This window comes from Staphylococcus sp. FSL K6-0223 (genome assembly GCF_038008285.1).
The window spans coordinates 149,012-175,922 of record NZ_JBBOYX010000004.1; the positions used below are offsets into that span (position 1 = coordinate 149,012).

At 33.6% G+C, this 26,911-nt stretch carries 27 protein-coding genes and 1 pseudogene; 5 read left to right on the plus strand and 23 right to left on the minus strand.

Translation table 11 applies throughout. The features are described from left to right. Position 1: 1 nt before the first annotated feature. Complete coding sequence (locus tag MHI13_RS21490) at positions 2-1,249, minus strand: MDR family MFS transporter (protein ID WP_002434927.1); 1,248 nt, start codon at positions 1,247-1,249, stop codon at positions 2-4. Between the two features lie 95 nt (positions 1,250-1,344). Continuing rightward, positions 1,345-2,121, minus strand: a complete 777-nt coding sequence (locus MHI13_RS21495; RefSeq protein WP_002434955.1) for a 3-hydroxybutyrate dehydrogenase — start codon at positions 2,119-2,121, stop codon at positions 1,345-1,347. A gap of 390 nt (positions 2,122-2,511) precedes the next feature. On the opposite strand from MHI13_RS21495, the gene MHI13_RS21500 reads away from it, so the two are divergent. Continuing rightward, positions 2,512-2,724: a hypothetical protein gene (locus MHI13_RS21500; RefSeq protein ID WP_002454270.1), complete on the plus strand. Its 213-nt coding sequence runs from the start codon at positions 2,512-2,514 to the stop codon at positions 2,722-2,724. A gap of 81 nt (positions 2,725-2,805) precedes the next feature. On the opposite strand, the pseudogene MHI13_RS21505 reads toward MHI13_RS21500, so the two are convergent. From MHI13_RS21505 to MHI13_RS21555, 11 genes and pseudogenes are all read right to left on the minus strand, one after another. After that, a pseudogene (locus MHI13_RS21505) lies at positions 2,806-4,251 on the minus strand (MDR family MFS transporter). A 369-nt stretch (positions 4,252-4,620) separates the two neighbouring features. Beyond that, positions 4,621-5,496: a hypothetical protein gene (locus MHI13_RS21510; protein WP_002469848.1), complete on the minus strand. Its 876-nt coding sequence runs from the start codon at positions 5,494-5,496 to the stop codon at positions 4,621-4,623. A gap of 135 nt (positions 5,497-5,631) precedes the next feature. Further along, positions 5,632-5,877 (minus strand): hypothetical protein, encoded by a 246-nt coding sequence (locus MHI13_RS21515; RefSeq protein ID WP_002434939.1) that lies wholly within the window; start codon positions 5,875-5,877, stop codon positions 5,632-5,634. Positions 5,878-6,248: 371 nt separating this feature from the next. Continuing rightward, a complete protein-coding gene (locus MHI13_RS21520; RefSeq protein WP_002469860.1) occupies positions 6,249-6,863 on the minus strand; it encodes a hypothetical protein in 615 nt (204 codons plus the stop codon). Positions 6,864-7,001: 138 nt separating this feature from the next. Beyond that, positions 7,002-7,967, minus strand: a complete 966-nt coding sequence (bioB, locus tag MHI13_RS21525) for a biotin synthase BioB (protein ID WP_002434916.1) — start codon at positions 7,965-7,967, stop codon at positions 7,002-7,004. Positions 7,968-8,265: 298 nt separating this feature from the next. Then, positions 8,266-8,688 (minus strand): FosB/FosD family fosfomycin resistance bacillithiol transferase, encoded by a 423-nt coding sequence (gene fosB / locus MHI13_RS21530; protein WP_064210598.1) that lies wholly within the window; start codon positions 8,686-8,688, stop codon positions 8,266-8,268. Positions 8,689-8,725: 37 nt separating this feature from the next. Continuing rightward, entirely contained in the window at positions 8,726-9,283 is a 558-nt protein-coding gene (locus tag MHI13_RS21535; protein ID WP_002434972.1) for an NAD(P)H-dependent oxidoreductase, read from the minus strand. Further along, positions 9,276-9,686 carry a MerR family transcriptional regulator gene (locus MHI13_RS21540; RefSeq protein WP_002434957.1) on the minus strand — a complete coding sequence of 137 codons (411 nt, stop codon included), beginning with the start codon at positions 9,684-9,686 and terminating at the stop codon, positions 9,276-9,278. Before MHI13_RS21540 ends, MHI13_RS21535 begins: the two co-directional genes overlap by 8 nt. Before the next feature lie 116 nt (positions 9,687-9,802). Beyond that, positions 9,803-11,002 carry an MFS transporter gene (locus MHI13_RS21545; RefSeq protein ID WP_002434947.1) on the minus strand — a complete coding sequence of 400 codons (1,200 nt, stop codon included), beginning with the start codon at positions 11,000-11,002 and terminating at the stop codon, positions 9,803-9,805. A 121-nt stretch (positions 11,003-11,123) separates the two neighbouring features. Next, on the minus strand, positions 11,124-11,789 hold the full coding sequence (locus tag MHI13_RS21550; protein WP_064210597.1) for an MBL fold metallo-hydrolase: 666 nt from the start codon (positions 11,787-11,789) through the stop codon (positions 11,124-11,126). Between the two features lie 22 nt (positions 11,790-11,811). Further along, entirely contained in the window at positions 11,812-12,036 is a 225-nt protein-coding gene (locus MHI13_RS21555; RefSeq protein ID WP_002435040.1) for a hypothetical protein, read from the minus strand. A gap of 458 nt (positions 12,037-12,494) precedes the next feature. On the opposite strand from MHI13_RS21555, the gene argF reads away from it, so the two are divergent. The 3 genes from argF (at position 12,495) to MHI13_RS21570 (ending at position 16,218) form a co-directional block, all read left to right on the plus strand. Further along, entirely contained in the window at positions 12,495-13,496 is a 1,002-nt protein-coding gene (argF, locus tag MHI13_RS21560) for an ornithine carbamoyltransferase (protein ID WP_002469853.1), read from the plus strand. Positions 13,497-13,517: 21 nt separating this feature from the next. Continuing rightward, the gene (gene arcC / locus MHI13_RS21565; protein WP_023350906.1) at positions 13,518-14,450 is read left to right on the plus strand and encodes a carbamate kinase; all 933 of its coding nucleotides are present in this window, start codon (positions 13,518-13,520) and stop codon (positions 14,448-14,450) included. Between the two features lie 202 nt (positions 14,451-14,652). Further along, positions 14,653-16,218: a YfcC family protein gene (locus MHI13_RS21570; protein WP_002454282.1), complete on the plus strand. Its 1,566-nt coding sequence runs from the start codon at positions 14,653-14,655 to the stop codon at positions 16,216-16,218. A gap of 121 nt (positions 16,219-16,339) precedes the next feature. On the opposite strand, the gene brnQ is transcribed toward MHI13_RS21570, so the two are convergent. Then, positions 16,340-17,698 carry a branched-chain amino acid transport system II carrier protein gene (gene brnQ, locus MHI13_RS21575; protein WP_002469854.1) on the minus strand — a complete coding sequence of 453 codons (1,359 nt, stop codon included), beginning with the start codon at positions 17,696-17,698 and terminating at the stop codon, positions 16,340-16,342. A gap of 294 nt (positions 17,699-17,992) precedes the next feature. On the opposite strand from brnQ, the gene MHI13_RS21580 reads away from it, so the two are divergent. Next, positions 17,993-19,030 carry a PTS sugar transporter subunit IIC gene (locus MHI13_RS21580; RefSeq protein WP_064210596.1) on the plus strand — a complete coding sequence of 346 codons (1,038 nt, stop codon included), beginning with the start codon at positions 17,993-17,995 and terminating at the stop codon, positions 19,028-19,030. A 241-nt stretch (positions 19,031-19,271) separates the two neighbouring features. Here the strand turns inward: MHI13_RS21580 and MHI13_RS21585 are convergent, their stop codons facing one another. The 9 genes from MHI13_RS21585 to MHI13_RS21625 form a co-directional block, all read right to left on the minus strand. Then, a complete protein-coding gene (locus tag MHI13_RS21585; protein ID WP_064210595.1) occupies positions 19,272-20,033 on the minus strand; it encodes an alpha/beta hydrolase in 762 nt (253 codons plus the stop codon). A 21-nt stretch (positions 20,034-20,054) separates the two neighbouring features. After that, entirely contained in the window at positions 20,055-20,702 is a 648-nt protein-coding gene (locus MHI13_RS21590; RefSeq protein WP_002454286.1) for an ABC transporter permease, read from the minus strand. Continuing rightward, a complete protein-coding gene (locus MHI13_RS21595; RefSeq protein ID WP_064210594.1) occupies positions 20,692-21,654 on the minus strand; it encodes an osmoprotectant ABC transporter substrate-binding protein in 963 nt (320 codons plus the stop codon). The genes MHI13_RS21590 and MHI13_RS21595 overlap by 11 nt, the downstream gene beginning before the upstream one ends. Positions 21,655-21,672: 18 nt before the next feature. Further along, a complete protein-coding gene (locus tag MHI13_RS21600; RefSeq protein ID WP_023350900.1) occupies positions 21,673-22,308 on the minus strand; it encodes an ABC transporter permease in 636 nt (211 codons plus the stop codon). Next, the gene (locus MHI13_RS21605; RefSeq protein ID WP_064212392.1) at positions 22,305-23,492 is read right to left on the minus strand and encodes a betaine/proline/choline family ABC transporter ATP-binding protein; all 1,188 of its coding nucleotides are present in this window, start codon (positions 23,490-23,492) and stop codon (positions 22,305-22,307) included. Before MHI13_RS21605 ends, MHI13_RS21600 begins: the two co-directional genes overlap by 4 nt. 175 nt (positions 23,493-23,667) lie before the next feature. Then, positions 23,668-24,135, minus strand: a complete 468-nt coding sequence (locus MHI13_RS21610) for a thioesterase family protein (protein WP_064210814.1) — start codon at positions 24,133-24,135, stop codon at positions 23,668-23,670. A 5-nt stretch (positions 24,136-24,140) separates the two neighbouring features. After that, complete coding sequence (locus MHI13_RS21615; protein WP_064210815.1) at positions 24,141-25,103, minus strand: 3-hydroxyacyl-CoA dehydrogenase NAD-binding domain-containing protein; 963 nt, start codon at positions 25,101-25,103, stop codon at positions 24,141-24,143. Further along, the gene (locus MHI13_RS21620; RefSeq protein ID WP_058121762.1) at positions 25,100-25,990 is read right to left on the minus strand and encodes a BKACE family enzyme; all 891 of its coding nucleotides are present in this window, start codon (positions 25,988-25,990) and stop codon (positions 25,100-25,102) included. Before MHI13_RS21620 ends, MHI13_RS21615 begins: the two co-directional genes overlap by 4 nt. 135 nt (positions 25,991-26,125) lie before the next feature. Further along, positions 26,126-26,674 (minus strand): TetR/AcrR family transcriptional regulator, encoded by a 549-nt coding sequence (locus tag MHI13_RS21625; RefSeq protein ID WP_064210816.1) that lies wholly within the window; start codon positions 26,672-26,674, stop codon positions 26,126-26,128. Positions 26,675-26,911: the final 237 nt, after the last annotated feature.

Below are 26,911 nucleotides of genomic sequence, written 5' to 3' on the forward strand. Positions count from 1 at the left end.
ATTACTGATTTTCATTATTAGTCTTTAAATTAAATTGGTACACCGCACGATAGAGCAATATACTTCCTAAAGTGAGAATCAGTGCCATATAAATCGTCATACCTAGGGCATTCATCAATACGCCTAAAATAATACCCAGTCTTGCAATTAATTGCGCAAAGTTAAAACTTAATGCACGTATTGCAGAATATGTGCCTCTCTTATGTGCAGGAATCATCTTATATCTATGTTCTTCAGTAATCGGAGAGTATATCATCTCACCTAACGTGGCTATAACCATAACTATGATAAGTAAAGTAAAATCATTTAAATAGGTAATGCCTGAATAACCTACTACATACATGATGAGACCTACAAATAACGCTTTTTGATTATTCATTTTCAAGATATATTTAGATACAAAATACGTTAAAGCTATTACAACTAGCGTATTAGTCATAATTAAAATTGAATACATTTTAACTCCATCAATTGAGACATGAAACATTGATAAAGTTTCGAATTCCTTTTTAAGTCTAATTGAAACATATGAAGACGTGGATAATTCACCCATTAAAAGAATACTTGAGCCGATAATTAAATACATAAATAATTTATCTTTTAGCACAAGCTGATAATTACGTAAAAAGCCTTTCAAACTTAATACATTATCAAAAGTTTGTCCCTCTTTCTTCAACGGTTTGGCGTTATCATTAGGAATCCAAATATATAAAGCCACGAATACTAGTACGAAAATCACAAAAGCGATCAAAAACAACGCCGATTTATTCGCGTGATACATGGCTCCTCCTAAAAATGCACCACAAGCAACGGCTACGTTAGTAAGCCAATAACTTACTTTATATATGTAATGTTCAACTTCTGGTGTAATCGCGTCCATGATCATCGTTTCAATAAGCGGTGCAATCATACCAGACGAAATACTAAAAACCGTATAAGCTATGCAAAATATGATGATAAGCAATGTCTGATTAGAGACTGAAAATGCCATTGCAAGCAAACTTATACACTCAATAATTTGATATATAAGCATTGTGCGTTTTTTAGGATAACGCTCAATAATATGCCCCGAAATCATCGAAATTGGAAAATTGATTAAAACTAAAATAAAAAGAAATATACCTGAAAAGGCTTGATTGACCATATCCGTTAGGTATAAAGCTATAAAAGGCAAAAATGCCATAACAATTAAATTCTCAAAGAAACTACATATTAATCTTACTTTTAAGGTGATGCTCATTTTTCTCATTCTATCTTTTCTCCCCCTTAAGCTTGATAAGTATTAAATTGTAGATACTTTTCTTAGCTTAACAGTATTTTATTTTTAATTAAGAGGTCATACTATTACTGGACTGTATAACCACCATCTATAATAATAGCTTGTCCTGTCACACTTTTCGTCGATTTACTTGCTAAAAATATGGCATAATCGGCAATTTCTTGAATATCGATTAATCGTTTTTGAGGAATTAATGGGAACAACACTTCATCCATCACTTGCGCTACGTCTACATTTCGCATTTGTGCTAAGTCTTCCATCTGTCCTCTAACAAGTGGTGTGTCGATATATCCAGGACAAATCGCATTCACTGTGATACCGTCCTCAGCTGTTTCTAAAGCTGTTACTTTTGTTAAACCAATAATTCCATGTTTAGCGCTATTATAAGCTGATTTTCCTGCGAAACCGATGACACCATTAATAGATGACATATTTAAGATTCTGCCATAGTGTTGCGCCTTCATAATAGGAAGAACATGCTTTGTCATTAAAAAGGTACCCACAAGCATGATATCTATCATCTGTTTAAACTTTTCAGTTGGAAAGTCTTCTATATTAGCTACATTCTGTAAACCAGCATTATTAATAACAATATCTATACGACCATATTGATGTCTCGTCTCAGCGATAAGATGCTTCACATCTTCCTCATTAGAGACGTCCGCTTTGATAGCCCGACAGTCATAGCCTTGTCGCTGAAATTGGTGGAAGACGTTATTAAGGCCTTCTTCATTAATGTCTGAGAAGACAACTTTGGCGCCTTGTTCAATAAAGGATTTAGCAATTTCTAAACCAATACCACTCGCTGAGCCAGTAATAATAGCTACTTGATCTTTAATCATATGTATAACTCCCTTCACTTTATTAAAATATCAAATAATGTATTAGTTATATTTATATTACATTAAATTAATTAAATATCGACATGTAATTTTTTCTATCTCTTTTTTTATTTAAAACTATTAACAACATCATAGTGTGATGTAACATTTTATACAATAGGCAATTACATTTTAACTTTCTATAAAAAGCGCGAATATCACTTAAGGAAAATTTTTAAAAAGCACGATAAGAATGGAATTAATGCATACGGTGCGCAGTCTTACCCCTAAATTTTTTTAGACTAGTAACTACGATATTTTATGTATTAAAAAATTTACCAGCAAAGTTTTTTATAAATTTCATCGAAATTGTCTTTTTATGTTATTGTAAAATAAAAAAGGAGTTTCAATATGGGCTATATATTGCTATGGATTTTTGCGATTTATGGTATGATTCGATTTGTTTTCGGTATTGGTAAAGGGATTACAAGTTTTGTTAAAGGCATGTTTTTAGGTGCAATCGATGGTTATAAACACCCTGAGAAATACCCAAATCACCTTTCGAAAGAAGAACAAAGACGTCAAAGACATAGAGAAGAACGTGCACGACAAAAAGATGCTTAATTACATATATAAAAAGAAAGATGGTCATTTCCTATTACCTAGGAAATGACCATCTTTCTTTGTGCTATTTAATTGTGAGTTTTATTTTTCAGAGGAAGAATCTGTATCTTTGGCGTTGCGATTCTCTTTAATAAATAACGCAAGTATAAAGCCAATCACAATTAATACTGTGGTGAAGATAAATGCTGCATCGACACCTTGAACTGTTGATTCTCGTGCTAATTTCACTTTAGACATCGTATGATGCGTAGCCGTATAATTCTTAGCTACAATTGATAATATTGTAATACTGATAGCAGTTCCCATCGCACCTGCAATGATACGTAGAGAGTTCATAATTGCTGTTCCGTGTGAAATTTCTTCTGGTTTAAGCGCATTAAGACCTACTGTATTAAGTGGCATAATAAGTAAACCTACAGAAATCATACGTATTGCGTAAATCACTACAACATACCAGAATGGCGTTTCTGTAGTTAAGAATGCATGTAATATCGTCATTATGATTAATACTGTAAATCCAGGAATAACAAGTACCTTGATGCCATATTTATCAAAAATCTTACCAGTATAAACTGAAATAAATGCATTGAACACTGCACCTGGTAGTATCACTAAACCTGAAAGTAATGCTGAGAGACCTAATCCAGTTTGAACGTACATAGGAATAAGTAGAGCAGGTCCAACAATACCTATAAAGACAAGCATTGAAGCTATAGCAGATAATGTAAATACTTTGCTTTTAAATACGCTTTAGTTTAATAATGGATGGTCGATTTTTAATTGACGGAATGTAAAAATTGCAATCACGATTAAACCTAAAATAAATGTAGTGATGACTGGGATTGATGCGATTCCAAATGTACTTACACTACTAAATGCGAATAGAATTAAGCCGAAACCAAATGTTGAATAAACGACTGATATTTTATCGAGTACTGTTTCTTTAGTTTGACCGTTATTCTCAACAAAGAAGAACCCAATTGCGAATGCGATAAGTGCGATTGCTGCAACGATGTAGAATGGCATTCTCCAACTAAAGAAATCGATAAGTAATCCTGTAAGTGTTGGCCCAATCGCTGGTGCTGTTTGCGCCACTATACCTGTGAGACCCATTGCGAATCCGCGTTTTTCTACAGGGAATAGTGTAAACACTGTAAATTGCATTAGTGGAAGTAATATTCCAGCACCGATTGCTTGTATAATACGAGCAACCATTAGGATTTCAAATCCTGGAGATAAAGCAGCTATAATTGAACCAATGAGGAACGCTGCCATAGAAAAGATATAAAGTTTACGTGTCGTATATTTATCCATTAAAAATGCTGTGAGTGGTATCATGATTCCGTTCACTAGCATAAAGCCTGTGATCAACCATTGTGCAGTTGTTTCTGTAATGTTCAATCCTTTTATAATTGCGGGCAATGCAGTATTTAAGATCGTTTGGTTTAACATTGCCACAAATGCACTAATAAGCATCACTAACACAATGGTGTTACGTTTGGCGGTTGTCATTTCATTACTCGCCATGACATCTTACCCCTTTCAAAAATAAGTCCATTAAAAACTGTATCACTTTTGGTTAGCCTAGCAAACTATTTAAGTTTATAATTTGATTTTCAGTTTAATTTGATTTTTAAAAAAGTATTTTCTTGATAGCTTTTGGATTTGTAAATTGAGTTAACATCGTTGCTAAGAAGCTTATGAAGTGAGCATGGTGTATGAAGTGAACAAACTTTTTAATGTTGAATGCTAAAATTATCCATTGAATAATGTAACAAAAATAAATAGGACAGTGAATCATTATTCTTAAAAGTTGATTTAGAATACCTAACTGTTATTTGGTAAACATATAAAAAAATGGTTCTCTATTAATATTGAGAACCAGTTTAGCTTATATTATTTAATTCTTTTACCATTTTCATCAAACTTAGCTACTTTGCCATTAACAGTTGTATAAGTAGCTACAATTTCGCCATCTTTATTACGACAATTAACTTTCCAGTTTCCATCTTTTAGCCAATGAACAACATCCCATAGATATTTATCATTATCTAATGAACCGCCTTCAAGTTCAGAAATAAATTTATATACTTGGCTACTTCTATGAGCCATGACTCCACCACGTTCATACAATTCTCTCGGTGATAATCCATTATATTTCCATTCATCATTTGAAATAGGTAATTGATTGCTTACATGCATCTTATTCGCAAGTTCTGGAAGGGCCCTATTATTTTTAACTTTGTCATAGACCTTTTGGGTACTATACTCTTTGCCATGCTCTAATAACTGTTGATAATCTTTGATACGAATTTGAGATCCACTTAGGATAATCTTTTTGTCACTAATACCAACTATTGCTTGGGCTTCGTGATTACTAGGGTATATTGAATAAAACTTCATACCTTTAGGCGCGTTGGTGAATTCTGGATAGTTAACTAATACAAATTGTCCTATCTTTCGATATTCATCTTTATCATTTCTAAAAGAACCTATCAAAATATTATTTTTAGTTAATGTGTATTTCCCTTTATCATCAGCGCAAAAGATAAGTGCTAATTTCATCTTTTCTGATAAATTCTCCACTTTATCTTTAGCTTTGATATCAGTATTAGTATTTTTTGATGAAGCTTCTTTGTTGGATGTTTTGTTGTCTTTATCTTTTTTAGTAGAAGTTTCTGCTTTGTTTTTTTTATGTTCTGTAAAATTGTCTGTATTGCATGCGCCTATAAATAGTGAAAGTGCTGTGATGAGTATTAATATTTTCTTCATTAAAATGTAAATCCTCTCGGTGTTTAGTCATGGTGTGGTGGGTTACTTTTATTTTGTATAATTATTTTTTATTATAATAAAATTATTTATGTAAAGCTAACTTATTTTTATCAAAAACCACAAAATTTATTTCTCTTAATTACGTTTTTGAGCATCTTCCCATTCTACAGATAAAATTAGTAGTGAAATAACTATCATTATAATCGTTCCAACTAAATTTAATTGTAAATCTCCGGTCTTATAAGTATAGATTAATCCAGCCGTAACAATCACAGGTACTACAAATCCTAAAAGTTTTATACCTGTTCTAGATAAAGCATAATGAATTGCCATAATAAGAACATAAATGATTATCGGTAAAAATTTATGTAAATATTCCATAAACTTAAGTATCCTCCAATATTTAAAACTATTATATTTTATGTATTATCATTTTTCATAATAACGTAATTTAGATATTTATTCATTGCTTTTTTAGATAATTTTTGAATTCTCTTGTCGCCTCCTCTTTATATTTAGCTTTATCAAGTATAGCTACAAATATAAATTTAAATGGTCTAAAGTTGCCAAAACTATCACTTATAATTAACGCTCATTACGCCTCATAAAAGTTAAACATGTTTCACGTAAAACATTTGTATGTAAAATACATTAATTCGAAGTGCAGTTATTAACAGCTTTGTCCCAACATCTTAAAAATTTATCTAGAAACGTGTCTTTATAAATATAAAAACTCGCCTTCTTCAAAATTTTTATGAATCAGATATTAATTTTTCAGCTACATTGCTAGCTTTATTATTCATATTTCTTGTTTGGTATGTGTCTATAAATGTAAGTTTAATAACCTCATCTAATTTTTCTTTTCTATAGTTATCTTCTAGAATTTCTGACAGGATGCCATCATTATTTTTTATAATGTTTCTTATAACTAGAGTTATATCTTCGTTAAATTTCTCAAATTCCCAAACATCTTCACTTACATTCATAAAAGGTGTTAGTTTGCCTCTAATATTTAACAAACTCAATGCATCTTCTTCATACTTTTTTTCTAAATTTGGTGTAAGTGCAAGCTCTTCAATTTCTAAATCACTATTAAACTCATGAAATGCATAATAAGCTTCTTCATCATTTAACATATGTATTAAGCTGTTTTTAGATATTGCTTTACCATAACGTGCTTTGTTTTTAGAGAGTTTATATAAATAAAGCTTTATTAAAATCAAAGTCGCGTTTTTAATGTATGTTATATTACTTGGTTCTTTTTCATCTAAAGTTTGGTCTGCTTCATCATGTAAATCATTATGAATATGAACTAATTTATTTAAACGATTATCTAATAGATTTAAAGATAGTATATACTCCTCCATCGTTCACCCTCCCACATGTTCAATATCCCTAATAACGAATATTACACCTCAATAAATTTACTAACCACTGTTTAAAAAAGCCATAGACAGCGTTTATGCACTCCGTCTATAGCTATAATACAATTCTAAATATCTGCTTTAACTATCTATTTCAAACCCTAAATCTTTAATCATGTGGTAATCCTCTTCGTTAGGTTGACCACCCGTAATAAGGTAGTCTCCAACAAAAATAGAATTAGCTGCTTTTAAGGCTATTGCTTGTAGTGAGCGCAGATTAACTTCTCGTCCACCAGCAATTCTAATTTCTTTCGTGGGATTGATTAAACGGAACATTGCTATAATTCGCAAACATTTCATTGGTGACAATAAGTCTAGACCTCCAAATTTCGTTCCCTTAATTGGATGTAGGAAATTAATCGGAATGCTGTCTGCATCAATCTCTTTCAATGCAAATGCCATATTAATTACATCCTCATTCGTTTCACCCATGCCACAAATAACACCAGAACATGGAGAAATGTTATTAGCTTTCATCATTTCAACTGTATTCACTCGATCTTCATATGTATGCGTAGTCACCACCTCATCATGATATCGCTCACTTGTATTTAAATTATGGTTATATCTATCTACGCCCGCTCCTTTAAGTTTTTCGGCTTGTTCTTCTTTTGTAAGTCCTAGACATGCACAAATTTTTAATTGTGGATGCACTTTCTTAATATCTTCAACCGTTTCACAAATATGATCTACTTCTCGATTTGTGGGTCCTCGTCCACTCATGACAATACAATATGTGCCAATTTGATTGTCTGTAGCAACCTGTGCTCCCGCTTTAATTTGATCTTGATCTACCAATGCATAGCGTTGTTTTTCCTTCATCTTTACCGATTGACCGCAGTAACCACAATCTTCAGAACAAATTCCACTTTTCGCATTAAGAATCATATTTAATTTCACTTTTTTACCATAGTAATGCTTTCTTACGATGTACGCTTCATTCAAGAGTTCAAACGTATCGATATTTGGATCTTCATATATCTTCAAACATTCATCTTGTGATAATCCTTCGTGATGAAGTACACGTTCAGCTAAGTTTAAATTCATGATAATTAACCCCTCATTTTTGAAAATTAAAGTTCAGCAAGTGATGCCCTTATTAATGTAAACTTTATATATTTATAAGTTTACATTAATACTTTGATGAATGAAACCTTGCTTACTAAAATAAAAAAAGCCATGCCGATACGTACGTGTATAGGCATAGCTATCTAGCATATATTTACATTTTATGAACCGTCTAATTTCCCATATATTAAAAATCAATTTGTTTATTCGATTTAAATTTTATTTAACTCTCGATGTTTTCAACCTTTTATTATGAAGTTAAATAGTATTTTAGAGACTAGTAATAAAAAGTCATATGTGTTTTTTCTTTTTTATAATAATCTAATCTATCGTTTAAAGTACCAGTGTGTAATTCTAATTTGTGACCATCTGGATCAGTAAAGTAAATTGACTTTTTATCTTGATGACTTCTCTTTCGTCCTTCTAATATATTTACATTATGTTTTTGAAGCCATTTGTACCATTCTTCAAACTCATTTTCATTAATTGAAAATGCAATATGTGTATAAGAATATTTAATTTCTGTTCTAGGTACATTAACCTCTTCATTTAAAGCAACCCATAAACCACCAATATTAAAATACACAGTAGTTTTGCCACTAACTAATAATTCCCCTTTTAAAACATCTCTATAAAATTTAATTGATTCAACTAAATTACTAACTGAAAAACATATATGATTAATACCTTGAATATTCATAACTACACCACCCAATTTATTACTAAGAAAAATAATTTTAATCAACTAACTTCGTTACTTGATTTATGATATTTTCAACTTTATTACTTATACTTTGAGCATTCGATTTATTTAAATTATCTATATAAAATCTTTTAATATTGTAAATTCCAACGAGATTTAATGGATATTTAATAACTTTATAACCTAGATGTCCTTTAAACTTATGAAACCACTCTGAACCTCCAATAGTATATATAACTATTGCATCTTTATCTTTCCATAATCCTCTTTTAAAGTATTGTTTATTATTAAAACTAAATGCTTTATTAGGCCAAAAGGTACTATCAATAAAACCTTTCAATAGCATAGGCACATTCAACCAATAGATAGGGTAAATAAAAATCAACATATTACTATTATCTATTATTTCAGTATTTCGAAACTGAGCTTCGCTTATTTCTGAATTATAGCCTTCGGATAAAATAGGAATGTCGCCAACCATCTCCTGTAAATTGAAAATTTCTAATTTTTTATTACAAAGCTCCTCTTTTAACTTATTATAGATATCAAAGCCAACACCTTTTTGATTTCCACCATATATTAGACTAATCAATTTCTTCCACCCCTGAAAGTTTATTTAAAATCAAACTCTTATTTTTTTCATAATTCATATCTTTTGATAAATCTTTAACTGATTCCAATCGATTTAAAATTGTGTTTTGACGATTAATATCTATTTTGATTTGTTTTATAAGATCATCTAGGTAATTCAGCGTTTTGTTATTACAGTCCTTAGAAACAGGTTTTTTAAACAGATTTATTACATATGCTATATCTTTTAATTGTAAATTCAATCGCTTTAAATCAATAATTAGTTTCAAGTACGATATAGTTTCCTCATCAAAATATCTATAATTATTTTCATCTCTAGGAATATTAATTATTTCTTTTTCTTCATAGTATCTAATCATGGACTTTGGTATTTTCAACATAGATGAAACTTCACTAATTTTCATTTTTAGTCCCCCCTACCAATTTGATACTTGAAACTTATCATTAAACCATACTTTAATGTCAAAAATAAAAATGGAAATCTCTACTTAAATAAATAGAGATTTCCATTCTAATTACTTTAAGAATTTGATTTTTTCTTATTAGCTAGTAGAAGAATTAAAGAAAGTATCGCAAGTATCACGATTATGATACTAAACACAATACCTGCAAGTTTGATGCCTAATCCTAGTTCTAATAACCCTACACCTACAACAGGAATTGAAATGGCTATATACGCAATGGTAAAGAAAGTGGACGTAATTTCGGCTTGTTTGTCTTCAGGTGCTACGGCATTCACTGTGGACAATCCAGCTCGGAAACTGAATGCTTGTCCAAATCCAGAAATGATAGCTCCAATAAATAAAATTAAGAATGATTCTAATTGAATAGATAAACCTACTAATATTACGCCTACAATTAATGTGCCACTACCTAACATCAATATGTGATAATCAGATTTACTTTTAAACAATAATTGGCCTAGCGTAGATGCACAGAATATCAAGAATACCATGACACCTATGACTGCTTTATTTGTAATGTTCAATATGTCTCCTAAAAAGTTTGGTGAAATCGCAGTAAATAAACCAAGCATTGAAAATCCTACGAATACAGGAATAACAGCATAAATAAATGTAGAGCGAATGTCTGACGGTACACTCAACTTTTGAACTTCAATTTTAAATTTTTGTTTATTCTTAACAGGCTCTGGCATAAACCATATTCCAATAAATGCCGGAATGATAAGAATAAAATCAACGATAAAGACTAAACGCATCGCATATGGAAGATATTGTGCGAGTATGCCACATAGCAACGGACCAAAGCCTAAACCAAGCATATTCACGCTACTTGCAATTGTAGAGGCTCTGCCCTTTTTATCATCAGCAGCTAAATTAACAATCGTTGTCGTTGCTGTACTTGTAAAAAGTCCCGCTGACAGTCCGGAAATCACTCGTCCAGCAAGTAATAAACCTACATTGGTAGCAAATAAAAACACTAGCGCACTGATTGCAGATAAAATCACTCCTGGAATAAGTACATAACGGCGTCCTATGCGATCTGACAATTGACCAAATACGAGTAATCCTCCAATCACACCAGCAGCATAGACAGCGTAAATGATTGTAATCATTAATGGTGATAAATCATATACTTTACTATAAATTGGATAGAGTGGTGTAGGTAATGTCGTCCCCATCATCACAATAAGAAATGCATAGGCTGCACTGATTAATCCCCAGTTTACTTTATGATTTTGATGTTTAGAATTTTGCAAGTCGTTTCACCTCAACATTTGTATATCTCTATTGCAGTTAAATGAAACATTGTCATTTTTGATATGAAAAAAAGTACATCTAACATTCAGCTAGACATACCTTTCAATTTACTATCATGTTTTAAGTATTTTCCCCGTCACTTACACGGTCGATAATTTTTTGTACACGTTGTTTTTTATCCTCGTCACCTTCAACAAAGAACACAGGTGATTCACCTTCAATTGACACCCATGGTACAAGTGCGTCAAAGTCCAGATCCCGAATCAGTTCAAGACTCTTAATCGAAGCCTCTCTGTCACTTGAAGGAAGTATTACAGTTCGCCATTCATCACCTTCATAGCATAGGAAGTCACCAGTGAATAAATAGCGATGCTCGCCATTATCCCACAAATATAATGCCGTTCCAGTAGTGTGTCCAGGGGCAGGTATCACCTCTAAATCTTCATGTAAATGTTGCCGTTCTTTAAATGTACTAGTAACTTGAAGGGTATCGGTAACGTCCTGTTTATCATCTTCGTGAATATAGTAAGGTGCATCAAAATTTGTCTCTCCACCTAACGATTCATGTTGATGATTCATTAATACTTTATCAACGTCACCTAATTCTTGTATATCCTTTGCAGCCTCATCAATTCTACCAGAATGATAAATCATTACATTACCTTCTGAACGTTGAAGTATAAATGATTTAAAACGGAAACGTTTATCAAATGGCAATTCTGATGTAGGCGTTACATATAAACCATTTGCGATTTCCGTTAATGTTTCGAATTGCTTATTAGCCATAACGTTCTCCCCCATAAACAATTTAATCTAAATATTGATCAGCATGTTCAAGTTTATAATGCTCGATTTCAGCTTTTTGTTCCTCAAATTCTTTATGCGTTAATTTAGTAATTGTTTCAATAGAATAACTTAACTTTTTAGCAAATGCCTCTACTTCACTCTTATTTTTAGCCGCTACAAATACAGTTAACACATTGTCATCTACAATATCTTTATGATGTTGATAATCTAACCTATAAATCTTCATGAGAAATTCCCCCTTCAAATGTAATATGCCCGAATCTTTCTAAAGTATTTTTTCTATCAATAGTGTCATATGCCCTTTTTCTAGAAAACCAAACGTGCCAAACGTTTTTAAAAGTTTATTAATATTTTGCATCACAATCTTATAAAATAGACTGCCCTTTGTCTTAAATCTTAATGACTTAAAAGCTAACAATTCATGTTATTATCTACGATTTTTTTACTTTTTAAAATTAAGAAATTCATATTTAAATAATTATGATTTTCTTTAAAAATTCGTCAATCTAAAAACAGATATACCACAAACATACTCCTTTTATTCAAATTTTTCATAAATTACATAAAATTTTAAAAAACTTTTCAATTATTTATTAATAAAAAATGACAACTTTTTAATTTTATTGATATTAATTAGTTAACGCTTACAATGACCTTGAAATCAAATTTAAGGAGTTGTAAAGAATGCAAAATTTACGCAACAGAAGTTTTCTTACTTTATTAGATTTTTCACAGAAAGAGGTGGAGTTTCTATTAAATCTTGCTGAAGATTTGAAACATGCCAAATACATAGGTAATGAAAAACCTATGCTTAAAAATAAAAATATTGCTCTTCTTTTTGAAAAAGACTCTACAAGAACACGTTGTTCATTCGAAGTAGCAGCTCATGATCAAGGAGCTAATGTTACGTATTTAGGCCCTACAGGCTCTCAAATGGGTAAAAAAGAAACTGCTAAAGATACTGCAAGAGTTTTAGGAGGCATGTACGATGGTATTGAGTACCGAGGCTTCTCACAACGTACAGTTGAAACGTTGGCTGAATTTTCAGGGGTTCCAGTATGGAATGGCTTAACTGATGAAGACCACCCAACGCAAGTCCTTGCAGATTTCTTAACTGCTAAAGAAGTATTGAAGAAAGACTACTCCGAAATCAACTTCACTTATGTCGGTGATGGCCGTAATAATGTTGCAAACGCATTAATGCAAGGCGCTGCTATCATGGGCATGAATTTCCACCTTGTTTGTCCGCAAGAATTAAATCCTACTGATGAATTACTTAACCGTTGCAAACGTATTGCCGATGAAAATGGAGGCAACATCCTTATTACAGATGATATCGATAAAGGGGTTAAAGACTCTGACGTTATCTATACAGATGTATGGGTATCTATGGGTGAACCAGACGAGGTATGGCAAGAGCGTCTTAAATTATTAGAACCATACCGTGTAAACAAAGAATTAATGGATAAAACAGGCAATCCAAATGTGATTTTTGAACATTGTCTACCTTCATTCCACAATACTGACACTAAAATCGGCAAACAGATTTATGAACAATACGGCATAAGTGAAATGGAAGTTACTGATGAGGTGTTTGAAAGTAAAGCGTCTGTAGTATTCCAAGAAGCTGAAAATAGAATGCACACAATAAAAGCAGTTATGGTTGCTACTTTAGGTGAATTCTAAGACAGACAGGAGGTTATTCAAGTGGCAAAAATTGTAGTAGCATTAGGCGGTAATGCGTTAGGTCAATCGCCAAAAGAACAACTCGAATTAGTAAAAAACACTGCTAAATCACTCGTTGGACTCATAACTAAAGGTCATGAAATTGTTATTAGTCATGGTAATGGTCCTCAAGTCGGTAGCATCAATTTAGGATTAAACTACGCGGCTGAACATGATCAAGGTCCTGCCTTTCCTTTCGCAGAATGTGGAGCAATGAGTCAAGCGTATATAGGCTATCAACTACAAGAAAGTTTGCAAAATGAATTACATGCGTTGGGCATAGATAAACAAGTAGTTACACTAGTGACGCAAGTTGAAGTTGATCCAGATGATGAAGCCTTTAGTCATCCTACAAAACCCATTGGTCTCTTTTATGATAAAGAGACTGCTGAACGCATTGAAAAAGAAAAACATTATAGCTTCGTTGAAGACGCCGGTCGTGGCTACAGACGTGTGGTCCCTTCACCTCAACCAAAGTCCATTGTTGAATTAGAAAGTATCAAAACTTTAATCGAGAATGGCACACTTGTAATTGCAGCAGGTGGCGGAGGCGTACCAGTCATTCGTGAACAACACGATAGCTTTAAAGGCGTTGATGCGGTCATAGACAAGGACAAAACAAGTGCTCTCCTTGGCGCAGATATTCACTGTGATCAATTAATTATTTTGACAGCTATTGACTATGTTTACGTTAACTATAACACTGACAATCAAAAAGCCCTCAAAACGGTAACACCAGAAGAATTGGAAGCTTATATTAAAGAGGATCAATTTGCTAAAGGTAGCATGCTTCCCAAAATAGAATCGGCCATTTCATTTATTAAGAATAATCCTAAAGGTAGCGTTTTAATTACTTCATTAGATCAATTAGACAACGCACTTGAAGGTAAAATTGGTACACTTATAAAAAAATAATATCTTAAGTTGTACTAAAAACTAACATCATTAAACTATTATATATGCAATTTTCATGATGAATACTGACAAAATGGTGCACCCTGCATCCCTCCACTCCCCCAAATGAAACAGGGTGCACTTATTTAATGAAAGTTTAATCAATTATTCTTGATAAATAAACATAATCTTCATGATTCTCGGTTATTAGACTATAAAGGAGATGACTCAATTGGAAGATGCTATCAAACCAGATAAAAAGAAAAAGCGATTCAAGTTGCGGATGCCCGGGGCATTTATGATTCTATTCTTATTAACTGTTGTTGCTGTAATAGCAACATGGCTTATTCCTGCAGGAGCCTATTCAAAATTATCGTACGAACCCGCTTCACAGGAATTAAAAATCGTCAATCCACATCATCATGTTAAAAAAGTCCCAGGAACTCAAAAAGAACTTGATAAGATGGGCGTAAAAATTAAAATTGAACAATTTAAATCTGGCGCGATTAATAAACCTGTTTCAATTCCAAATACGTATGAGCGTTTAAAACAACATCCTGCAGGGCTCGATCAAATTACGAGTAGTATGGTTAAAGGTACCATAGAAGCTGTAGATATTATGGTATTCATACTTGTATTAGGTGGACTTATTGGCGTAGTCCAAGCAAGTGGTTCGTTCGAATCCGGTTTACTTGCTTTAACTCAAAAGACCAAAGGTCATGAATTCATGTTAATTGCTTTCGTCGCTATTTTAATGGTTCTTGGAGGTACGCTTTGTGGCATCGAGGAAGAAGCTGTCGCCTTTTATCCTGTACTCGTTCCCATTTTCATCGCACTAGGATATGACTCCATCGTTTCTGTGGGAGCCATCTTTTTGGCAAGTTCTATTGGTAGTACATTTTCAACGATTAATCCTTTCTCAGTAGTCATCGCGTCTAACGCAGCAGGAACCACATTTACAGACGGGTTGTACTGGAGAATAGGTGCATGTGTCGTCGGAACGATATTCGTTGTTTGTTATCTCTATTGGTACTGCAAAAAAATTAAGCAAGAACCTAAAGCGTCATACGCATATGAAGATAAAGCTGAATTTGAGAAACAATGGTCAGTGATGGACCAAAACAGTTCATCAGAATTTACATTACGTAAGAAAATCATCCTCACCTTGTTCGTTATACCCTTCCCTATCATGGTATGGGGCGTTATGACTCAAGGCTGGTGGTTCCCAGTTATGGCGTCTGCATTCCTAATATTTACTATTATTATTATGTTTATTGCAGGCATGGGCAGATATGGTCTAGGAGAGAAAGGTACTGTAGATGCATTTGTTAACGGCGCATCAAGTCTTGTCGGAGTGTCACTCATCATTGGTCTAGCACGTGGCATCAACTTAGTGTTAAATAAAGGGTTAATCTCAGACACGATTTTGCACTTCTCATCTTCCATCGTGCAACATATGAGTGGTCCATTATTTATTATCGTTCTATTAGTTATTTTCTTCTTCCTAGGTTTTATCGTACCGTCATCATCTGGTTTAGCCGTACTATCTATGCCAATATTCGCACCACTTGCCGATACAGTTGGCATACCTAGATTCGTTATTGTTACCACTTATCAATTTGGACAATATGCGATGTTATTCCTTGCACCAACAGGGCTCGTCATGGCAACCTTGCAGATGCTTAACATGCGCTATTCCCACTGGTTGAAGTTCGTCTGGCCTGTGGTCGCTTTCGTGCTTGTCTTCGGTGGAGGTCTACTCATCGCACAAGTATTAATTTATTCTTAGAAAGATTTCATTTCGGAGAATGAAGTTCCAAAATAGCACCATATTGTATTATGGTAGAAAAAAAGCTATGTTCATCTTTCATTCGTGTGATGAACATAGCTTTTCAATTTAATTAACTTTATTATGACTGCGATTGCTTACTTCCTCGAACTTTAAACACTATCAATCCGATGATGAACCCAATCAATGCTGGAATAATCCATCCCATTCCTATCATAAAGAATGGTAAATACTTTTCACCTAAAGAAATAATAAAACGCGCGAAACTTGTCTTCACGAAGAATTCAGGACTCGCTTTTACGCCATCGATAAATGCAGCAATCATCGTAAAGAATGTTGTAAATCGATACACAATTTTTGAATGATTGAATAATGGACTAGCTAAAGTCAGCAGAATTAATGTAATTGCGAGTGGATAGATAAACATCAGTACTGGTGTTGAATACATAATAATCTTGGTTAAACCAACATTCGCAAATATACATGCTAATACACTGACTACTGTCGCGAACATAATGTATTTCTGTTTAGGAAAAAGCTCAGTAAATGTTTCTGAAAATGCTGTGATTAAACCAATAGCTGTTTTCAAACATGCCACAACAATAATAAGTGAAAGCACTATGATACCGTAGTCACCTAGATAATATTGAGCGATTTGTGCGAGTGCGATGCCTCCATTTTCACTTACTTTAAAATTACCTAAACTCATCGTACCCATAATGGCTAGCAAGCTATAAATAAGTCCCATACCTATGATACTAATCGTACCTGACTTAAATGTCTCTTTAGCTATTGTGTTAGGATGAGTGACTCCTAGTTTCTTAATTGTTGTAACAATAATAATACCGAATGCTAGAGATGCTAAAGCGTCTAAAGTATTGTAACCATCAATAAACCCTTTAAGTAAAGCACCTTCCTTATACTGCGCACTCACTGGCGCATGACTCACGCCTCCCATAGGATGAATAAACGCAAGTAACACTACAATACCAAGTAAAACTAAAAATACAGGATTTAAGAATTTACCTATATAATCTAAAATTTTTGAAGGTTTTCTAGCAAAGAACCATGCAACCAAGAAGAATAAAATACTAAATATTGGTAGCACAAATTTAGCTTGGACTGGCGAAATAAAAGGCGAGAATGCAATTTCATATGACGTTGTCGCTAACCTTGGTAATGCGAAAAATGGCCCAATCACAAGATATAAACCAATCGTAAATAAATACGCATATATTTTACTTACTCTTGAGGAAATTTCGAAAATCCCGTTCGTTTTAGACACACCAATGGCAATAATACCTAGAAATGGTAATCCTATCGCTGTGATTAAAAATCCTAAATTAGCAGTAAATACATGAGCGCCGGCAGTCTGCCCTAAATGAATTGGGAAGATTAAGTTACCGGCACCAAAGAATAAACCAAATAACATCGATCCAATAAAAATATTCTCTTTAATCGTGAGTTTGTTTTTCATCATAATATGTATATCTCCTATGTCTATGTTATTAGCCATTATACAGGAAATTCTCTACAAATTAATGCCAATTTTCAGAAAAAAATATGACATCTTTCTCCCTGAGATACTGTTAATTTTTATTTTTCTAAAATGCTGCGCAACTAATTTTACATTATTGTTGCACTTTCGAATTTTCAAAAATATTAAATTCGTATTAATACTTAAATGTAATTTAATTTTAATTCTATTAACTGTGTTACAATTATGAAATGTTTTGGGAAACATATTTAGATTTATACTAAAGGGGTCAGAAAAATGAATATATTATTAGGAGTAGGAACATTAGTCGTAGTTTTAATCATTATGACATTGTTCTTAAAGTTTGCACCTTATGGTAAGGAAGGTCTACAAGCACTGTCAGGGGCTGCTTGTGCTACATTTCTACCACAGGCTTTCTTAAGTTACGCTATTGGAGGCATTTTCCATATTAAATTCCTACAGGAGATTGGTGACCTTGCAGGAAGTCTTGGCGGGATTGCAGTGGGTATCCTTGCATGTATTAATTTAGGTGTTTCACCTGTATTCTCAGTTATCGTAGGGTTAGTATTAAAGGACTTTAGCTTACTACCTGCATTTATCGCAGCATACCTCACAGCATTTGTGATTAAATTTATTGAAAAGAAAGTTCCAGAAGGCTTAGACTTAATCGTCGTTATATTTATAGCTCCAGCGCTCGTATACGGTTTAGCATCATTGATTAATCCTAGCGTCACTGCAGTATTAAATCAAATTGCGAAAGCTGTAAACTCAGTTGGTGATAGCAGTCCATATGCCTTAGCTATTATCTTAGGACTCATCATCCCAGTTACAAGTATGACACCATTAAGTTCAATGGTACTTGCAAGTATTTTAGGACTAACAGGTTTACCAATGGCAATTGGCGCAATTGTATGTACTGGCGCATCATTTGTTAACTTCACATTATTTAATATCCTAAAAATTGGCGACAAACCAAACCGTTTTGCAGTATTTATCGAACCATTGACACAAATTGATTTAATCGTAAAATACGCTCCCGTCTTATACGGAACGAATGCAATTATCGGTATGGTTAACGCTTGTATCATCGCATTCAGTGGATTAAAAATAGGTGTTACTGGTATGGCAACACCTATGGCAGGTGCAATTGTATTATTCGGATTCAATAGTCCTATTAAATCAATTATCACGATTGCTGCAGTTGCAGTAACTGGATTGATCTTAGCATCTATTATTGGCTCATTAATTAAAAAGTTCGACTTATTACACTTACATATACCAATGCCATGGAATAAAGGTAAAAATCAGTCGTAATATATAAGAAACATCTACCCGTTGTGAGATTTTAACGCAACCAAGGTAGATGTTTTTTATTTTATTATGCAAATTACATAGATATATAAGTAAACTATTTAAAATACTAAACTAAACATTTCAGGTCACTTCAATAATGAATAATTACTCTCATAATAAAAGCTCTAAGATCACTTCACTTTGAAATGTCTTAGAGCTTTCTTCATTAAAGATTACAATCTAACTTTTCACACTAAACGTACTATCCACGTGTAAAGGTCTCGATGACTTGTTTAATTGCCTTATCCCAATAGGCATAATCATGATCACCTGAACTTTTCTCAAAGTGGTAGTTCACACCCTTTTCATTTAAATATCTAATAAAGTCTAAGTTATCTTGATATAATGTATCTTCAGTGCCACACATGATTAATAATTCAGGTAAGTCTACATTATTAGTAACAGCTTTATCAACTAAGTAATAAGGATCGAAAGGCGTACCTTTGATGTCCTCATTTTCACCAACAATGGCTTCTGGACAAAAGTCATAATACTCATACTCTCTAAGTAATGAAACATTGAATGCAGCAGATAACATTGCTGCTTTAGAGAATCGTTGGCACTGTGTTAAAGCATATTTAGACGTACCGTAGCCTCCCATTGAATGACCAGCTATAAAGTTATCTTCTCTCTTCTTAGATAATGGTAGAATTTGATGGACATAGTCATGCACTTCCAAAATATAGTCGTAATAACTATGGCCATAAACCATATTAGTATAGAAACTATGATCTGCATTAGGCATGATAATTGCAAGTTGATGATCATTTGCATATCGCTCAATACTTGTATATCTAATATAAGAGTTGGCGTCGCTTGATAGTCCATGTAGCACTAGCATAGATTTTAAAGGTTTGGCTTCTCGATTTGTATCAAAAAAGCTCTCATCTTCTGGAAGTATCACATTTAGAGAATTGTGTGCTCCAATCGTTTTGGATAAATAATTAAGTTGTAAAAGTGCCATAATCTTGTTCCTCCCGAAATATTAATTTGCAGGGTCCAACTTCTTCTCAAGCAAACGTAAAATCACATCAATAAGTACGACAATAATTACAATCGGAATTGCACCAGCAAGAATATATAATGTACCATCTGTTGCGTTTGTACCACGAATAACAATGTCTCCTAATGTAGGCGCACCAATAAATGAACCAATAGCCACTACACCAATAGCAACCACAAGTGCAATGCGTATACCACCTATGATTACAGACAATGATAATGGCAATTCTATCATTCGAAGCACCTGATTACGTGTCATTCCCATTCCTTTACCAGCATCTTTAATGTTCGCGTCTACGCCATTTATGCCGGTATAAGTATTCTTGATAATAGGTAAAAGTGCGTATAAAAACACAGTAAATATAACTGTATTCATACCGAGTCCCATACTTAACATTAAGATGGCTAACATCGCGATTACTGGTACCGTTTGAATAATATTAGCAAGTGTCATTATTGGCGTTGATAATTTACCGAAACGCGCAATAAGTATTCCAAGTGGTATACCAACAATTGAAGCAAATATCACACCATAAACTGACATAAGTAAATGATTAACAAATAATTCCCAAAGGTAGCCAAAGTTCGTTTGATAATAATGTCCCAACTGTTGAAGTAAATTACCTTTCATTATTTTGACCACCTTTCTTCTTAGAATTATCATCTTCAAAATAATTATGTTTCTTTAAGAATTTTTCAGCTACTGTAGCGGGCTCTTCACCTTTACCATCAGCTTGATAGTTTAATTTTTGCATTTGTTTAGTTGAAATTTTGCCTTCCATTTTCTTTAATATCGGTTTTAATTCTGGGTGTTCTTTCAATAGTTGATCAGTTGCGAGTGGACTTGCATCGTATGGAGGGAAGAATTTTTTGTCGTCTTTTAATACCTTTAAGTCATAAGCTGCGATACGTCCATCTGTTGAGTACCCCACCGCAACGTCCAATTTTCCTGAATTCAATGCATCATAAACTAAACCAATTTGCATTGGTCTTACTGTACCAAAGTCAAAGCCATACTCCTTCTTGAATGCAGGGTAGCCATCTCCTTTTCTATCTTTCCAAGAGCTGTCCATACCTACACGTAGATCTTTGGCATGTTTTTTCAAATCTGAGACCGTGTTTAAATGGAATTTTTTAGCTGTCTCTTTTGTCACTATAAGAGAATACGAATTAGCAAACCCATATGAATTAAAGAACTTTTGATGATATTTCTCTTCAAAGCCTTTTTGTGTAGCTTTCATTGCTTTTTTAGGATCTTTAATTGGCTTTTCATTAAGTGCACCTGTTAAATCTGTACCGGTATAACGAGTACCTGACATATTTGCTTGACCACTTGCCACTGCATTATGTTGTATGACGCTAGATCCTAAATTATTAATTAAAGTAGGTTTGATTTTACCATGTGTGTCATGTTCAATAAGTAATCTCATCATATGTGAAATAATTTGTGATTCACTAGTACCTAAACTTGTAATTTTAACGTCGTCATCTGAATTACTATTTTTCAAACCGGGTAAATTACATCCAGATAACACGGTTAAACATAATACTAAAACTACTATATACTTTTTATACTTGTTCATAGTGTCCTCCTTCTCTAATTATCCGGTAATTCTTAAACCTTTAGGGACCAACCATTTTTCAATCATTGATAAACAGAAGTCTACGATAAGTGCCAATAATGTAACGAGAATTGTTGCAGTTATAATCATCGCTGGTTCAAATAAGTTTAAACCATTAAAAATAAAGTCACCTAGTCCTCCAGCACCAACATAACTTGCAAGTGTTGCCCAACTAATTACATATACTGAAGATAAACGAATACCACTCAATATCATTGGTAATGCAAGTGGTAATTGAACATCTTTCATTAGTTGAATACCTGTCATCCCCATACTACGTCCCGCTTCTTTAACATTACTATCGATATTTTGAACACCAATAATCGTATTATTTAATATCGGTAGTAAAACATATAGAAATAAAGCTATAATTGCTGGTGTTTTACCGACACCAAATAAAGGAATCATAAGTGCCAAGATTGCTAAAGTTGGAATCGTTTGTAATATACCAGCAATTGTTAACGAAATTTTCGAGAGTTTATCAGTTTTAGACAGTAAAATACCTAAAGGAATAGCTATAATAATTGCTATTAACAAAGCAAATACTGAAATATAAAGATGCTCTAGCGTTTTCTCAAATAGTGCACTTGCATTGTCGGTTAAGTATTTAATCATCGTTCATCAACCCCTGATGTATGAGGCTCAATGATTCCATCATTCTCCTGGGAACTCACGTTACCGTCTTCTCCCCAAATGCTATCATAGACAATATCAACAAGATTCGCTCTTGTTACTAAACCTACAAGTGTCTTATTGTCATCACTAACTACAGGAACATTTCTTACATTTCGTTTTAAAATTGTACGAACAGAATCTTGCAACTTACTATCAATTCGAACGCTATAAATATCTCTTTGCATTGTGTCTATTAATTCATTTTTCTTACGTAGACCTTGATTAATATCTTCAATATCTAAGTAACCCAATAGATGCTCATCATTACCTACAACAAATATCGTATCAACACGACGTTGTCTCATGATATTAACTGCCTCATCTAAAGAACGATCCACATGAACAGTAATTGGTTTAATCATGGCATCTTCGACTGTACGAATATTGGGTCTATCTTGAATAAGACGGTTCTGTCCTATGAAATCACGGACGAAATCATTCGCTGGCTGACGTAAGATGTTATCAGGTGTATCATATTGAATGACTTTACCTTCAGACATAATACAAATTTTGTCAGCAAGCTTAATCGCTTCATCCATATCATGTGTGACAAATATAAAGGTTTTACCTAACTGTTTCTGAAGTTTCTTTACTAAATCTTGTAATGTATCTCTTGTAATAGGATCAAGTGCTCCGAAAGGCTCATCCATCAAAATGATATCCTGTTCGGCAGCAAGTGCTCTAACTACACCGATACGTTGTTGTTGTCCTCCTGATAATTCTGAAGGATAGCGATTTAAGTAATCTTCAGGTAAGTCTACTAAACGAATTAGTTCTTTCGCTTTTTGATCTTTTTTCTCTTGCGACCATTTTAATAATTTGGGTACCAATACAATATTGTCTTTGACAGTCATATGTGGCATGAGTCCGATTTGTTGAATGACATAACCAATACTGCGACGTAACTCCACTGCGTTCATCTGACGAATGTTCTTGCCATTGATAGTAATTTCACCTTCTGTTGATTCAATCATGCGGTTAATCATTCTCAACGCCGTCGTCTTACCACTACCGCTTGTACCTATAAACGCAACGAAATCTCCTTCTTCAATATCGATATACATGTTGTCTACAGCTCTTTTTTTACCTGCATAGACTTTTGATAAGTGTTTAATACTTAACATACGTCCATTCCTTTCTGTTTATTTTAATGATTTTGCTTAAAAATTAAGGACTTAATGTGAATGTTATACAAAGGTAACTAAGTAAAAACAAGGCACAGTAAGTCCTTAAATGTATCAAGTTCAACTTGTAATCTCACCGCACTAATCAAGTGCGTCGTGCTTAACACTAAGCATGCTATTTTCTTGTAATACCAATTTGATGACCTAATTGTTTAGGTCGAGTTGTCATCTCATCTTTCTTGTAATATGCCTCAATATTATGAGCTATTGAATCAGGGAATGGCGTAGGTCTTCCGTTTTCAGTATCTATCCCCATTAACATCACTTCATAAGTCGATGTAAGCGCTTGTTCAGAATTCAACATTTCCATAAATACATGGAGTCGTTTACTGTCATAATCGTAAAGGTGGACTTTAACACTAATATCTTCATCAAGTTTCATTTCTTTTAAAAAGGTCAAATGATTCTCTAAAGTGAAGACAGTATAATGCAACGTTTTAATGGTCTCTAGAGTTAAACCTAGATGTGCTAACCAATCATCTGTTGCATCACTTAATACGCGATTGTATTCTGCATCATTCATATGTCCATTATGATCCACCCATTCTTGAATCACTTTCGTGTCATATTGATACTGATTCATTACGTTTAACGTACCTCCTGACTCGAATTTTTAAGTATATCTGAACCTTCAGGCCAATATTGTTCTGCCAACGCTTTGACTTTTATTAGAAATTCATTACGTTTTTGGTCTAATTCTGACATTGTATAACCTTGTGAAGATGCTTCACTTCCTGTAACTACCTTCTCGTATAAATCTTCTGTTAACTCAGGTGCAACAAGTTTCGTCCATGGCTTTTTGAGTGCAGGACCAAACTGTTTAAGCATATGACGCATACCACCTTCGCCTCCAGCTAAGTGGAAAGTCATAAATGGGCCATATTGTGCATAACGTAAACCGGCTGCGTGAGTGAAAGCTTTATCTACCTCTTCAGTTGATGCAATACCGTCGTTAACAATGTGTAATGCTTCTCTCCATAATGCTTCCATTAGACGGTCGGCAATGTGACCTTCAATTTCATGGCGTACATGTAACACGTCCATTCCAATACCTTCATAGAATTGTTTAGCTTTTATAGTATTTTCCTCTGAAGTTTGTTTACCAGGTACAATTTCTACAAGTGGCAAGATATACACAGGATGGAATGGGTGTGCAACGACTAAGCGCTCTGGGTGTGATAAATTTTTCTGTAATTCTGAAGGCATAATTCCCGAAGTACTTGAGCCAATTGTTGCATAAGGTGATGCATAAAAATCAATCTCTCTTAAAACTGTATCTTTAATTTCCTCAACTTCAGGTACATTTTCTTGTATGTGTTCAACTTCTTTAACAGCTTCTTTTAAATCTGTGGTAAATGTCAATTTCTCTAGAGATGCGTTGTCGGCAAGCCCCATTTGTTCAGCATATGGCCAATTCTGTTTCACTTGCGCCAACATTCTCTCATATGCGCCTTCACTTGGATCTGTAGCGATGACCTCATGTCCGTGGGCAAGCATTCGAGTAATCCAACCACTTCCTATAACACCTGTTCCTACAACTGCTACTTTCATGATTGGCCTCCTTTAGGAGTTCTAAGATTGAATTTTTCTCTAGCTTCTGCTGGTGTTAATGGTTCGATATCTAGTTCTTTTAAGATCTTTTTAGCTTCTTCGACAAGTGCTTCGTTTGTTGCTTTAACACCTTTAGAAATGTAAATATTATCCTCTAAGCCCACACGTATGTTTCCGCCACGTTGAGCAACTTCTCTCACTGTCGGTAATTGCATTTTCCCAATACCAAATGCTGACCAATGTGCATTATCAGGGATACGTGATTTTAAATAATCAATTGTTTCTGGATCATTTTCAGCGCCCCAAGGTATGCCTAAGCAGAATTGAAACATTGGATCGCCCTCGATAAGGCCTTCCTCAATCATTTGTTTAGCGAAACTAACATGGCCTGTATCAAAACATTCTAGTTCAGGTTTAACCCCAGCATTTTTAACCATTTCAGCTTGCTTACGTAACCAAGATGCGGGGCTTAAATAAACAGAATCACCCATATTGACACTGCCACAATCTAATGTACACATCTCTGGTAATAAATCTCCAACGGGTTTATGACGTTCTTCTGGGGTTTGAATCCAAGTGCCTTCTCCACCTGTTTCTGGATGTTCTAGACTTGGAATAAAGTCACCGCCACCTCCAGAAGTAATATTGATAATAATATCTTCTTCTGCTTCTCTTATAAGTCTTACTGTTTCTGCGTAAAGTTCTGGATCATGGCTTACGCCTCCAGTTTCTGGATCTCTAACATGAATATGAGCAACTGTAGCTCCTGCTCTGGCACATTTAATTGCTGAATCAGCGAGTTCTTGTGGTGTAACTGGAACATTTTCATTTTTTTGAATTGTATCGCCAGCACCTGTGATGGCTGCTGTTAATAGAACTTTATTCATCTTTAACACCTCTATATTTTTAGTTTTAAGACAGTAGTTACTATACCAACCAGTCGGTTTAGTTTCAACAGCTCTATAAAAAAATAGAGCCGAGTAATGCGTCTAACACCACTCAGCTCTATGCTTATAGAAATTTTAAATTTTTTTATTTTTTTGAACTTGTTCTTTTAATCTTTGAATGACTTGTTCTCTCATTTTTTCATCTATTGCACTAATACCAAATATTTCTGACAACCATAAACCATCTACAGCTAGCCTAATGATTGTCGCATCCACTTCGTCTAAACCATCACTCTCAATATGATTTTGCCAATCTTGATAAGACTCACGTAAAGGTGATAATAATAGTTTATTAGAACCTTGGGCAGCAAGCATTCCTGATGTAATAGGCGCATTTTCCGTTCTATGTTCACGTGTCGCTTCTATAAATGCATTTAACCATTGTCCAGACTCATCAGAATCAGAATTGACATATTTATTAACTTTTTCTTGGTAAAGATTATTTGCAAAATTCACAAGCTCTTGAATGAGTCCCTCTTTACTTTTGAAATGATAAAGTAAACCACCTTTACTAACACCAGCTTTTTTTGCTACAGCATCTAAAGTTAAATAGTCTGCACCTTGCTCATTAATAATACTGGCCGCGGATTCAAGAATGTATTGTTTTTTCGATACTCTAGCCATTACGCCTCATTCCTTTATTTTGAAAATTGTTATAATCAATGTTTTCATACACGTTTAACAATTAATATGACTAAGATAGTATGTTTCATTATAAATACTTTTACTCATAAAAGTCCAACTTTGAAAATTTAATTACCAAAATTCAGAGGTCTGCATGCTTTAGTACGATAAATATTAATATTTAGAATTTATGAATTTTTAACTCACACTTCGTTGTTTTATCATACTCATTAACAT